General features: G+C 63.3%; 12 protein-coding genes. 7 read left to right on the top strand and 5 right to left on the bottom strand.

The features are described from left to right. Positions 1 to 3 precede the first annotated feature (3 nt). Positions 4 to 612, bottom strand: coding sequence for a polyhydroxyalkanoate synthesis repressor PhaR (phaR, locus tag FJ950_RS09930; protein ID WP_015315307.1), 609 nt, complete (start codon positions 610 to 612; stop codon positions 4 to 6). Between the two features lie 81 nt (positions 613 to 693). Further along, positions 694 to 921: a hypothetical protein gene (locus FJ950_RS09925; RefSeq protein WP_140616661.1), complete on the bottom strand. Its 228-nt coding sequence runs from the start codon at positions 919 to 921 to the stop codon at positions 694 to 696. Here FJ950_RS09925 and FJ950_RS09920 point away from each other — a divergent pair. The 7 genes from FJ950_RS09920 (at position 908) to FJ950_RS09895 (ending at position 8,916) form a co-directional block, all read left to right on the top strand. After that, positions 908 to 2,086, top strand: a complete 1,179-nt coding sequence (locus FJ950_RS09920) for an acetyl-CoA C-acetyltransferase (RefSeq protein WP_015315306.1) — start codon at positions 908 to 910, stop codon at positions 2,084 to 2,086. The genes FJ950_RS09925 and FJ950_RS09920 overlap by 14 nt on opposite strands. Positions 2,087 to 2,187: 101 nt before the next feature. Further along, positions 2,188 to 2,913 carry an acetoacetyl-CoA reductase gene (gene phbB, locus FJ950_RS09915; protein WP_140616660.1) on the top strand — a complete coding sequence of 242 codons (726 nt, stop codon included), beginning with the start codon at positions 2,188 to 2,190 and terminating at the stop codon, positions 2,911 to 2,913. A gap of 196 nt (positions 2,914 to 3,109) precedes the next feature. Continuing rightward, positions 3,110 to 3,346 carry a hypothetical protein gene (locus FJ950_RS29465; protein WP_181171148.1) on the top strand — a complete coding sequence of 79 codons (237 nt, stop codon included), beginning with the start codon at positions 3,110 to 3,112 and terminating at the stop codon, positions 3,344 to 3,346. Between the two features lie 298 nt (positions 3,347 to 3,644). Next, positions 3,645 to 7,001, top strand: a complete 3,357-nt coding sequence (locus tag FJ950_RS09910) for a helicase-related protein (RefSeq protein WP_140616659.1) — start codon at positions 3,645 to 3,647, stop codon at positions 6,999 to 7,001. Positions 7,002 to 7,011: 10 nt separating this feature from the next. Beyond that, positions 7,012 to 7,398, top strand: coding sequence for an RNA-binding S4 domain-containing protein (locus tag FJ950_RS09905; protein ID WP_140616658.1), 387 nt, complete (start codon positions 7,012 to 7,014; stop codon positions 7,396 to 7,398). A gap of 229 nt (positions 7,399 to 7,627) precedes the next feature. Continuing rightward, a complete protein-coding gene (gene fdxA, locus FJ950_RS09900; RefSeq protein ID WP_015315302.1) occupies positions 7,628 to 7,966 on the top strand; it encodes a ferredoxin FdxA in 339 nt (112 codons plus the stop codon). A gap of 368 nt (positions 7,967 to 8,334) precedes the next feature. Beyond that, complete coding sequence (locus tag FJ950_RS09895) at positions 8,335 to 8,916, top strand: CarD family transcriptional regulator (RefSeq protein WP_015315301.1); 582 nt, start codon at positions 8,335 to 8,337, stop codon at positions 8,914 to 8,916. A gap of 78 nt (positions 8,917 to 8,994) precedes the next feature. On the opposite strand, the gene FJ950_RS09890 is transcribed toward FJ950_RS09895, so the two are convergent. The 3 genes from FJ950_RS09890 to FJ950_RS09880 all read right to left on the bottom strand — a co-directional run bounded on the left by FJ950_RS09890 (position 8,995) and on the right by FJ950_RS09880 (position 11,353). Continuing rightward, on the bottom strand, positions 8,995 to 9,765 hold the full coding sequence (locus tag FJ950_RS09890) for an amino acid ABC transporter ATP-binding protein (protein ID WP_015315300.1): 771 nt from the start codon (positions 9,763 to 9,765) through the stop codon (positions 8,995 to 8,997). After that, positions 9,762 to 10,442: an amino acid ABC transporter permease gene (locus FJ950_RS09885; RefSeq protein WP_027141826.1), complete on the bottom strand. Its 681-nt coding sequence runs from the start codon at positions 10,440 to 10,442 to the stop codon at positions 9,762 to 9,764. Before FJ950_RS09885 ends, FJ950_RS09890 begins: the two co-directional genes overlap by 4 nt. A gap of 137 nt (positions 10,443 to 10,579) precedes the next feature. Then, positions 10,580 to 11,353, bottom strand: a complete 774-nt coding sequence (locus FJ950_RS09880; RefSeq protein ID WP_140616657.1) for an amino acid ABC transporter substrate-binding protein — start codon at positions 11,351 to 11,353, stop codon at positions 10,580 to 10,582. Between the last annotated feature and the right edge of the window lie 193 nt (positions 11,354 to 11,546).

Genomic DNA, 11,546 nt, shown 5'->3' with positions numbered 1-11,546 from the left:
CGCTCACGACATCGTATCGAGCTTGCGCTGCATGGCCGCGATCTGGTCCTTCAACTGCTGCAGATCGTCGGACTTCTCCGGCGCTTCCTTCCTGGCCGGCTCGGCGGGGGCCGCTGCCGGTGCCGAGCCGGCGGGCGGAAAAGGCGTGAACAGCCGCATCGCGTTCTGGAACATTTCCATGTTTCGGCGCGTCTGTTCTTCCAGCGCCTTGATCGGCGTCGCCATCTTCATCACGTCCAGTGGCGACTTGCCGATGGCGCCCTTCATCTGCTCGCGGAACCGCTCTTGTTCCTTGGAGAAGGCGATCATCGATTGCTCGAGGAAACTCGGCACGATCATCTGCATCTGGTCGCCGTAGAAGGCGATCAGCTGGCGCAGGAACGGGATCGGCAGCATGTTCTGCCCGTCCTTGTTCTCCAGCTCGAAGATGATCTGGGTCAGCACCGGATGCGTGATGTCGTCGCCGGTCTTGGCGTCCTGGACGGTGAACTCCTCGCCCTTCTTGACCATCTCGGCCAGATCCTCGAGCGTCACATACGTACTCGTCCCCGTATTATAGAGGCGGCGATTGGCGTATTTCTTGATAATGATAGGGTCGTCTTTTGCGGCCATCTGCATCCTCCCCGGATCCCGGCACGCCTGAGTAAGCAGCCGGTAACGATTGCGCCCTTTTTGAGGATATGCGCAAAAGCCCTACAATTCCAAGCAGTTTGTGCACTGCGGGATCATATAATGCTGCATAGCAGGCAAAATATGCTGCGCGGCAGCGACCGGACCGCCGACACCACGATGCGCGGCCCGCTTGCGGCGCATCGGCGCCATGCCGATTTCCGGTTTGACTTGGGGGTGGGAAAGGGCAAAAAAGTCCTCAACGGCACAACAACACCCTTGAAGTCTGGAGAAGAAAATGTCCGCTTCCATTGTCATTGCCAGCGCGGCGCGCACGGCTGTAGGCTCCTTCAACGGCGCCTTCGCCGCCACGCCCGCGCATGAGCTCGGCGCCGTCGTCGTGCAGGAACTTTTGGCGCGTGCCGGGGTCGAACCGGCCGAGATCGACGAGGTCATCCTCGGCCAGGTGCTGACCGCAGCGCAAGGCCAGAACCCGGCCCGCCAGGCCTCGATCCTTGCCGGACTGCCCAAGGAGACCACCGCCTGGGGCCTCAACCAGGTTTGCGGTTCGGGCCTGCGCGCCATCGCGCTCGGCATGCAGCAGATCGCCACCGGCGACGCCAAGGTGATCATTGCCGGCGGCCAGGAATCGATGTCGCTGTCGCCGCACGCCGAGCACCTGCGCGCCGGCGTCAAGATGGGCGACTACAAGATGATCGACACCATGATCAAGGACGGGCTGTGGGACGCCTTCAATGGCTACCACATGGGCAACACCGCCGAGAACGTCGCCCGCCAGTTCCAGATCACCCGCGACGACCAGGACCAGTTCGCACTGGCCTCGCAGAACAAGGCCGAGGCCGCGCAGAAGGCGGGCAAGTTCAAGGACGAGATCGTCGCCTTCACCATCAAGGGCAAGAAGGGCGACACGGTTGTCGATCAGGACGAATACATCCGCCACGGCGCCACGATCGATGCCATGACCAAGCTGAAGCCGGCCTTCGACAAGGATGGCACGGTGACCGCCGCCAATGCCTCCGGCATCAATGACGGTGCCGCCGGCGCGCTGCTGATGAGCGAAGCGGAAGCCGCAAGGCGTGGCATCACCCCGCTGGCGCGCATCGCCTCCTGGGCGACCGCCGGCGTCGATCCGGCGATCATGGGCACCGGACCCATTCCCGCTTCACGCAAGGCCTTGGAACGGGCCGGCTGGTCGGCAGGGGATCTCGACCTTGTCGAGGCCAATGAGGCGTTCGCCGCACAGGCCTGCGCCGTCAACAAGGACATGGGCTGGGATCCCTCGATCGTCAACGTCAATGGCGGCGCCATCGCCATCGGCCACCCGATCGGCGCCTCGGGCGCCCGCATCTTCAACACGCTGGTCTTCGAAATGCGCCGACGCGGCGCCAAGAAGGGGCTGGCCACCCTATGCATCGGCGGCGGCATGGGCGTCGCCATGTGCGTGGAGGCCTTCTGATAGGACGGGCGGCGCAAGCCGCCCGTTTCACATGTGGTTCCTGTCGTAAATCCAGTGCCTGCCAAGCCCGACAACAGGGCGATTTCAAAAAGGGGAAATGCATGACCAAGGTTGCAATCGTCACGGGTGGATCGCGTGGCATCGGCGCGGCGATCTCGATCGCTTTGAAGAACGCCGGCTATTCGGTTGCCGCGAACTACGCCGGCAACGACGAGGCGGCGGCGAAGTTCAAGGCGCAGACCGGCATTCCGGTCTACAAATGGTCGGTCGCCGACTATGACGCTTGCGCGGCCGGTATCAAACAAGTCGAGGCCGACCTCGGCCCTGTCTCGGTGCTGGTCAACAATGCCGGCATCACCCGCGACGCCATGTTCCACAAGATCACCCGCGAGCAGTGGAAAGAGGTGATCGATACCAATCTGTCCGGTGTCTTCAATATGACCCATCCGCTGTGGGGAGGCATGCGCGACCGCAAGTTCGGCCGCATCATCACCATCTCCTCGATCAACGGCCAGAAGGGCCAGGCCGGTCAGGTCAATTACTCCGCCGCCAAGGCCGGCGACATCGGCTTCTCGAAGGCGCTCGCCCAGGAAGGCGCCCGCGCGGGCATCACCGTCAACGTCATCTGCCCTGGCTACATCGCCACCGAGATGGTCAAGGCAATCGACGAAAAGGTGCTCAACGAGCGCATCATCCCGCAAATCCCGGTCGGCCGCCTTGGCGAACCGGAAGAGATCGCGCGCTGCGTGGTCTTCCTCGCTTCGCAAGATGCCGGCTTCATCACCGGCTCGACCCTCACCGCCAATGGCGGCCAGTACTTCGTCTGAGACGTCTGCTCGCGCAGTCCAACGCTGCGGATCCATGCGTGCCCTGCGATAAGCGGACCGGAAAATCGGTCCGCTTCCAAATGGCGCCTGACTCTTGGAAGACGCCGCTGTGACGCAATGCCCCAATCCGGCACGCAAAGGTTAATGCCGGTAGGCGCGTCTGCGCGAACCCTGTGATTAAGCCTGTGGATTCTCGGTGGATAAGCTGTTCACAAGACAAGATATTGAGGGAACAAAAAGAGAAAATATGGCCGGCGCTGCTTTGTCGCCGATTCGTTCCGGCTTTGAGCCCAATGTTAAGATTAATGGCCGCGATAAGCTGCTATTCTTTAACGTCGAGTTTAGAAAGATTAACAGTTTCATAAGTTTAACAGGGCGCACACCGAATCGCCCTCATCGTTCCCGGCGAGAGTTAACGGCAGGACCCGCCTAGCATAAAACGGGCCAGTTCGGTGATTCAGCATGTGGTGAAACTCGTGGTCACGAAATCCATATCTAGCCGTGAACAAAAGCTGAATCTGACGGAGTCGCCGATTCGTCGCTGATTCGTTCCAGACTCGTTCCAACTGTTAAGCAGGGGCTGATTTGCGGAGTGAGGCGGGCGTCTCCGGAACCCTGCCGGAACATTCTGCTTTCGCTTCGCGCCCGAAATCCCTATGTGTCGGCTGTCATACGCGCCGTCCTGGCACGCTCCCGACCACGAGAGGCCAGAAAGCCTAATTTCCGAGCCGATGAACATCCAGCCGAAACACACCGAGCCGCTGATCCTGTCGGGCCGCGACGTGACCGCCGTGCTTGGGCCGACCAATACTGGCAAGACCCATCTCGCCATCGAGCGGATGGTGGCGCACGAAACCGGTGTCATCGGCCTGCCGCTGAGGCTGCTGGCCCGCGAGGTCTACACGCGCGTCTGCGAAAAGGTCGGTGCCAACAAAGTGGCGCTGATCACCGGCGAGGAGAAGATCCAGCCGCCGGGCGCCAGATATTCGGTCTGCACCGTCGAAGCCATGCCGCGTGAAACCGACGCCGCCTTTGTTGCCATCGACGAGGTGCAACTGGCCGGCGACCTCGAACGCGGCCATATCTTCACCGATCGCATCCTGCATCTGCGCGGCCGTCAGGAGACGCTGCTGCTTGGTGCCGCCACCATGCACGGTATCCTGCAGCGCTTGCTGAAGGGCGTCTCGGTAGTGACGCGGCCGCGGCTGTCGCATCTGGCCTATGCCGGCTCCAAGAAACTGACCCGCCTGCCACGGCGCACCGCGATCGTCGCCTTCTCCGCCGACGAGGTCTATGCCATCGCCGAACTCATCCGCCGCCAGCAGGGTGGTGCGGCCGTCGTGCTCGGGGCGCTGTCGCCCCGCACCCGCAATGCTCAGGTGGCGCTGTTCCAGTCGGGCGATGTCGACTATCTCATTGCCACCGATGCGATCGGCATGGGCCTCAACCTCGACCTCGACCATGTCGCCTTCGCCCAGAACCGCAAGTTCGACGGCTACCAGTACCGCAATCTGACGGCGGCCGAACTCGGCCAGATCGCCGGCCGCGCCGGCCGGCATCTGCGCGACGGGACGTTCGGCGTCACCGGCCAGGTCGATCCGCTGGACGAGGACCTCGTCCAGAAGATCGAGGGCCATGACTTCGACCCGGTGAAGGTGCTGCAGTGGCGCACCGCCCAATTCGATTTCGCCAGCCTCGATGCGCTGAAGCGCTCGATCGAGACCAACGCCCCGGTCGAGGGCCTGACACGCGCGCTGCCGGCCGTCGATGCGCAAGCGCTCGAACATCTCTCCCGCGACGAAGACATCCGCGCGCTCGCCACCAACGCCAAGCGCGTGGCGCTGCTGTGGGAAGCCTGCGCCCTGCCCGACTATCGCAAGATCGCGCCTGCCCAGCATGCCGACCTCATCGCCTCGATCTACATGGATCTCGCCCGGCAGGGCCATGTCGACGAGAACTACATGGCCGAACAGGTGCGCCGCGCCGACACCACCGAGGGCGACATCGACACGCTGTCGCACCGCATCGCCCAGATCCGCACCTGGACATTCGTGTCGAACCGGCCCGGCTGGCTGGCCGATCAGGCACACTGGCAGGAAAAGACGCGCGAAATCGAAGACAGATTGTCGGATGCGCTGCATGAGCGGTTGACGAAACGCTTCGTAGACCGCAGGACTTCCGTCCTCATGCGGCGCCTTAGAGAAAATACCATGCCTGAAGCCGAAATCAGTCCTACCGGAACCGTCCTTGTCGAAGGCCATCATGTCGGCGAGTTGCAAGGGTTCCGCTTCACCGCCGACCAGACCGCCGGCGGCGAAGACGCCAAGGCCGTGCGCACTGCCGCGCAAAAAGCGCTTGCCGCCGAGTTCGAGGCACGCGCGGAGCGCTTCGGCGCCTGCGCCAATGGCGATCTCGCGCTCGGTTCGGACGGCACGCTGCGCTGGATCGGCGCGCCGATAGGCACGCTGGTCTCGGGCGAAGACGCGCTGAAGCCGCGCCTGGTGTTGCTGGCTGACGAACAGCTGACGGGTCCGGCGCGCGACAAGGTCGCGGCGCGAGCCGAACGCTTCGTCAATTTCCAGATCGAGTCGTTGTTGAAGCCGCTGGTCGATCTGAAAAATGCCGAGCAGATTTCCGGCATCGGCCGTGGCATCGCTTTCCAGCTGGTCGAGAATTTCGGCCTCATCAACCGTCGTGACATCGCCGAAGAGATGAAATCCTTGGACCAGGAAGGCCGCGCGGCGCTGCGCCGGCTTGGCGTCCGCTTCGGCGCCTACCACGTGTTCGTGCCGGCGCTGATCAAGCCGGCACCCGCCGGGCTGGTGACGCTGCTGTGGGCGTTGAAGAACGACGGCAAGGACAAGCCAGGCTTCGGCGACGTCGTCCACGCGCTGGCGTCGGGCCGCACCTCTGTTGTCATCGACCCGGCCTTCGACAAGGCCTTCTACAAGCTCGCTGGCTACCGCAATCTCGGCCGCCGCGCCGTGCGCATCGACATTCTGGAGCGGCTGGCCGACCTGATCCGCCCGGCGACCAACTGGAAGCCCGGCCTTGGCCAGCGTCCGGACGGCGCCTATGACGGCCAGTCCTTCATGGTGACGCCGCCGATGATGTCGATCCTTGGCGCCACCGCCGACGACATGGAAGAGATCCTCAAGGGGCTTGGCTATCGCGCCGAGCCGAAGCCGGCCGCGGAAGTCAAGGCACGGCTGGAAGCGCAGGACAATGCCGCGCGGGAAGCCGCCGCGGCCAGGCAGGCAGCCGAAGAAGCAGCCCGCGCGGAACAAGCCAAGGCGGCGGAAGAGTCGGCCGCCGAGGGAGCCGAACTGGTGCCGGATGCGGCAACCGACGTGGAGACGGAGGTTCCAGCCGAAGTCGCCGCCGACGCGCCGGTGGAAGCTGTCGCGCAAGAGCAGGCGGAAGCCACCGCTGAAGTTGCGGAGGAACCTGTAGCCGAAGCCGCTGTTGAAGCCGCCGAGCCGGCGCCAGTTGAGCAGCGGGCCGAACCTGAAACTGCCGAGCCCACCGAGGAAACCGCAGCGGCGGAGCCCGCCGTCGAAGCCTCCGCGTCGACGGAAGCCGCCGAACCGGCTGCAGTGGCGGAAGCCGCCGGCGAACCCGTGCCGGAAGCCGAAGCGCCAAAGCCGATCCTGCTGTGGCGCCAAGGTCGCTTCGACCAGCGTCCGCGTCATCGCGACGGCCGCAACAACCGGCCGCAAAACGGACAGGCGCGCGGCCGAAGCAACGCGCCGGCCGGCGGCGAACAGGCAGCAGCCGCGCCCGCGGACCGTCCCGCGCACGAAGGGCGCCGCGACGGCGCCGGAAAGCCGCGCTTCGACCGCTCGAAGTTCAAGCCCAAGCCGCAAGCTGAGGGCGCTGAGCGCCGCGACGGCCGCCCGCAGGGCGAGCGTCCCGAGCGCCGAGAAGGCCGGCCAGACTGGAAGGGCGGCAGGCCGGAAGGCAAGGGTGCCGATCGCGGCGGAAAGCCCGCTTTCCAGCCCAAGCCCCGCGAGGAGCGCCCGGTGCGTTTCGATCCGGACTCGCCCTTCGCCAAGCTCGCCGCCTTGCGCGACCAATTGAAGAAGTAAACTCGCTTCGATGGTTGCTGAAGGCCGTCAGCGCATCGACAAATGGCTGTTCTTCTCGCGCGCGGTGAAATCGCGCTCGCTGGCGGCCAAATTGGTGGTCGCCGGCCGCGTGCGCATCAATCGCGACAAAGCAGCGCAGGCCTCCGATCTGGTCAAGCCAGGCGACGTGCTGACCATCACGCTCGACCGGCGTATTTTCGTCTGGAAGGTGCTCGGCGCTGGCGCGCGGCGCGGCCCGTCCGAGGAAGCCCGCACTCTTTATCAAGACATGTCGCCTCCGCCCGCACCGAAGGGCGACGCCCCGCCCGATGCTATCCCGGCGCTGCGCCAGGCAGGCAGCGGCCGACCCACCAAAAAAGAGCGTCGCCAGACCGACCGATTGCGCGACGAAGATTGAGCCTGCCGATCAATGCGGATGTGCTCTTCCGCGGCAACGGCAACCAAAACAGATTTTGCACCGGCAAACCAACGTCGGTAAGGGATGTGGGACCGTCCTGGCACCGCCGATCTGAAATTCAATTTCCCAAACTCTGGCGCCGCCGGGAATGGCTACCCTTGCAAGCAGCCCATAAAGGCGTTACCTCACGGAAAAAGCCAACAAAAACGGGACGTCCCGGAGCCGACCGATGACCTATGTCGTGACCGACAACTGCATCAAATGCAAATATATGGACTGCATCGAGGTCTGTCCGGTCGACTGTTTCTACGAAGGCGAGAACATGCTCGTCATCCATCCCGACGAGTGCATCGACTGCGGCGTCTGCGAGCCGGAATGCCCGGCCGACGCGATCAAGCCCGACACCGAGTCCGGCCTCGACAAATGGCTGCAGATCAACACCGAATATGCCGATAAATGGCCCAACATCACCGCCAAGAAGGAGCCGCCGGCCGACGCCAAGAGCTTCGACGGCGAGGCCGGCAAATTCGAGAAATACTTCTCCGCCGAGCCCGGCGAAGGCGATTGACAACACCGCTGTAAAGGCTTGTATGACGCAGCGTAACAGGCACGCCGGATTAACCGCCTTGACAGGCGGCGATTGGTTGTGGCCTTCGCTTACGCAGCAAAACCTTGATTCTTCCGACTTTTTGTGTTACATCAGCGAAACATGCCGGTGACACAACGTCGATTTATGGCGCAGACGCCCCAAATCACTGAAAGGTGAAAATCCCATTCCGGACCAGAGCGATCTGGGCCAGGCGGTCGCAATTCTTGCGGTTTGCCGGTCCCGGCTTTTCCGGTGGGTCATCTGTTGTGCGGCTAATGATCGGTGACCCCGATCACGTGAGTTCAGCCGGCACCGCCGCCGGCCCACAACAAGGAGTTCAGGGCGTAATGGCAACGATCACCCCGCAGAAGAAGTCCACAGCTGCACGTCACGGTTTCAAGACCGGCGAGTTTATCGTCTATCCGGCGCATGGCGTCGGCCAGATCGTCTCGATCGACGAGCAGGAAGTGGCCGGCCACAAGCTGGAACTGTTCGTCATCGACTTCCAGAAGGACAAGATGCGCCTGAAAGTGCCGGTCGCCAAGGCGACCTCTATCGGCATGCGCAAGCTGTCGGAAGAGGATTATGTCGAGCGCGCGCTGAAGGTCGTGCAGGGCCGCGCCCGCGTCAAGCGCACCATGTGGTCGCGCCGCGCCCAGGAATATGATGCCAAGATCAATTCGGGCGACCTGATCTCGATCTCGGAAGTCGTGCGCGACCTCTATCGCGCCGACAACCAGCCGGAGCAGTCCTATTCCGAACGCCAGCTCTACGAGGCGGCACTCGACCGCATGGCCCGCGAGATCGCGGCCGTCAACCGCATGTCGGAAACCGAAGCCGTGCGCCTGATCGAGGTCAACCTCAACAAAGGCCCCAAGCGTGGCGCCAAGGCCGACAATGAGGAAGCCGAGCAGGAAGAAGCTGCCTGAGCTTTTTCGCATTCAAGTTGACGAAAACCCGGCCTCGCGCCGGGTTTTTGTTTTTGGGGAAGGCCGCGATTGTCGCGCCTATGCGCCTCCCTCTTCCTCCGCCGCCTCCTGCTTCAGCGTGGCGATAAACCGCTTGGTGCGTTCGCGCTCCGGATTGCCGAACAGCTTGGCGGATGCCCCCTGCTCGACGATGACGCCGGCGTCGAGGAACACCGCCTCCTGGGCGATCTTGGAGGCCAGGCGCAAATCATGCGTCGCCATCACCATGGTCGTTCCCTCGCTGGCGAGCTGACCCAGCACATCGACCACCTCCTGCGCCAGCTCCGGGTCGAGCGCCGAAGTCGGTTCGTCGCACAGCAGCACCTTCGGCGACGGCGCCAGCGCACGGGCGATCGCCACGCGCTGCTGCTGGCCGCCCGACAGCGTCGCCGGCCAGGCATCGGCCTTATGCACCATGCCGACCTTCTCCAGCAGCGCGAGTGCCCGCTCATGTGCCTTCTGCGGCGACCATTTGAGCACCGTAACCAAGCCTTCCATGACATTTTCGATGGCGGTGCGATGCGGAAACAACTGGAAATTCTGGAACACCATGCCGGTCTGCAGGCGCAGACGCCTTATGTCCGCCGCCGGCACCTTCCCGCCCGGGCGGAACTCAAGCGTCTCGTCGCCGATCCGCACCGTGCCCGAAGTTGGGATCTCCAGCAGGTTGATGCAGCGCAGCAGCGTGCTTTTCCCCCCGCCGGAAGGGCCGACAAGCGCGGTGACGCTGCCTTCGGCGATGGCGACAGTCACCCCCTTCAGCACGAGATTGTCGCCGAAACGCTTTTCGATGTTGGTGAGGCTGATCATGAGCGTGCCTCCAGGAAGCCGCCATAGCGGTTGAGCCGCTCCTCCAGTCGCGTCTGCAAGGCCGACAGTACCGAACTCATCGCCAGATAGAGGATCGCCGCCTCGACATAGAGGATGAGCGGCTCATAGGTGGTGGCGACGATGCGTTGCGCCGCCTGGAACATTTCCGGCACGGTGATGGCGGCGGCCAGCGACGTGTCCTTGACCAGCGAGATGAAGGTGTTGGAGAGCGGCGGCACCGCCACCCGTCCGGCTTGCGGCAGAATGGTGCGCCGCATCGCCTGGCTCCAGGTCATCCCGATCGAATAGGCGGCCTCCCACTGGCCCTTGGGCACCGAGCCGATGGCCGCCCGGATGATTTCCGACGTGTAGGCCCCGATGTTGAGCGTGAAGCCGATCAGCGCCGCGGTGAAGGCGTCAAGCAGGATGCCGACCGACGGCAGGCCGTAGAAGATCAGGAAGAGCTGCACCAGGAGCGGCGTGCCGCGGAATATCCAGACATAGAAGCGCACGAGCGCCACCAGAGGCTTCGGGCCGAACAGCCTGCCGAGCGCCGCGCCCAGCCCTACCGTCAGGCCGAGCACGAAGGACAGCAACGTCAGCGGCACGGTAAAGATCAACGCTGCCCACAGCAGCGAGGGCAGCGAGTCCAGCATCAGTTGCAGCCAGTGCGGCACGAAAGATCCTCCGGAATGGACGGGGAACGTCATCGAAGCGCGAATGCGCCAGCCATATCACGACAAAAGCGGCGAGCCGTCAAAAACGACTCGCCGCTGGATACGTCACAGGGCGACAGCCGGCCCCGCCTGGTGAATTACTTCGAGACGTCCTGGCCGAAATAGGTGTTGGCGATCTTCTGGTAGGTGCCGTCCGCCTTGATGTCGGCCAGCGCCTTGTTGATGGCCGCGACCAGCTCCGGATCGCCCTTGCGCACGATGACGCCGGAGTAATCGGCATTCTCTTCCTGGGCGGCGATCTTCACATTGGCGTCGGGCTTGTGCTTCTTGAAGTCGAGGAACGACAGGCTGTCATTGATGGTAGCGTCCGCACGGCCGGTCAAAAGCAGCTGGATCGACTGGTCGAAGCCGTCGGTGCCGACCAGTTCGGCGCCATTGGACTCGGCCAGCTTGCCGAAATTGGATGTCAGCGACTGCGCCGACTTCTTGCCCTTGAGGTCGGCGAAGGTCTTGATGTCGGTGTTGTCGCCGCGCACGATCAGCACTGCCTTGGAGGCGATATAGGGATCGGAAAAGTCGTACTTGGCCTTGCGGGCGTCGGTGATGCCGACTTCGTTGATGACGGCATCATAACGGTTGACGTCGAGGCCGGCGATCAGCCCGTCCCACTTGCCTTCGAGGAACTCAGCCTTGACGCCGAGCTTATCGGCGATCGCCTTGGCGATCTCGACATCGAAGCCAACCAGCGCGCCGGAAGCGTCATGGTAGGTGAAGGGAGCGTAGGTGCCCTCCGTACCGACCTTGATGATTCCGGCCTGCTTGATCTGGTCGAGATTGGCGCCGGCGTGGCCCGATGCGACGGCCAGGGCCTGCAACGTTCCGGCGATGATGAGTGACTTGAGCCATTTCATTTTTCTGTGATCCCGTCCTTGGCCGGTAACCCGGCATGTTGTGAGGGCTGGAAAATGACAGATGCAGGTCGAAAAAATAAGGAATGAAATTTCAAAGAGAGCGTCTTCTAGAAATCAAATTCTCCGGAAGGAATTCATTCGCAGGCTCGGAAGTTGCAGGCAGCTGCGCGGACGCTAGCGCTCGCCCTGCCCG

Source organism: Mesorhizobium sp. B2-3-14 (assembly GCF_006442175.1).
Classification (GTDB): Bacteria; Pseudomonadota; Alphaproteobacteria; order Rhizobiales; family Rhizobiaceae; genus Mesorhizobium; species Mesorhizobium australicum.
This window is presented reverse-complemented; position numbering and strand designations above follow the sequence as displayed.

Excerpts from the sequence above, each read along its gene's own strand:
- phaR (WP_015315307.1), bottom strand. The coding sequence starts at position 612 with ATGGCCGCAAAAGACGACCCTATCATTATCAAGAAATACGCCAATCGC.
- FJ950_RS09920 (WP_015315306.1), top strand. The coding sequence starts at position 908 with ATGTCCGCTTCCATTGTCATTGCCAGCGCGGCGCGCACGGCTGTAGGC.
- FJ950_RS09925 (WP_140616661.1), bottom strand. The coding sequence starts at position 921 with ATGGAAGCGGACATTTTCTTCTCCAGACTTCAAGGGTGTTGTTGTGCC.
- phbB (WP_140616660.1), top strand. The coding sequence starts at position 2,188 with ATGACCAAGGTTGCAATCGTCACGGGTGGATCGCGTGGCATCGGCGCG.
- FJ950_RS09910 (WP_140616659.1), top strand. The coding sequence starts at position 3,645 with ATGAACATCCAGCCGAAACACACCGAGCCGCTGATCCTGTCGGGCCGC.
- FJ950_RS09905 (WP_140616658.1), top strand. The coding sequence starts at position 7,012 with ATGGTTGCTGAAGGCCGTCAGCGCATCGACAAATGGCTGTTCTTCTCG.
- fdxA (WP_015315302.1), top strand. The coding sequence starts at position 7,628 with ATGACCTATGTCGTGACCGACAACTGCATCAAATGCAAATATATGGAC.
- FJ950_RS09895 (WP_015315301.1), top strand. The coding sequence starts at position 8,335 with ATGGCAACGATCACCCCGCAGAAGAAGTCCACAGCTGCACGTCACGGT.
- FJ950_RS09890 (WP_015315300.1), bottom strand. The coding sequence starts at position 9,765 with ATGATCAGCCTCACCAACATCGAAAAGCGTTTCGGCGACAATCTCGTG.
- FJ950_RS09880 (WP_140616657.1), bottom strand. The coding sequence starts at position 11,353 with ATGAAATGGCTCAAGTCACTCATCATCGCCGGAACGTTGCAGGCCCTG.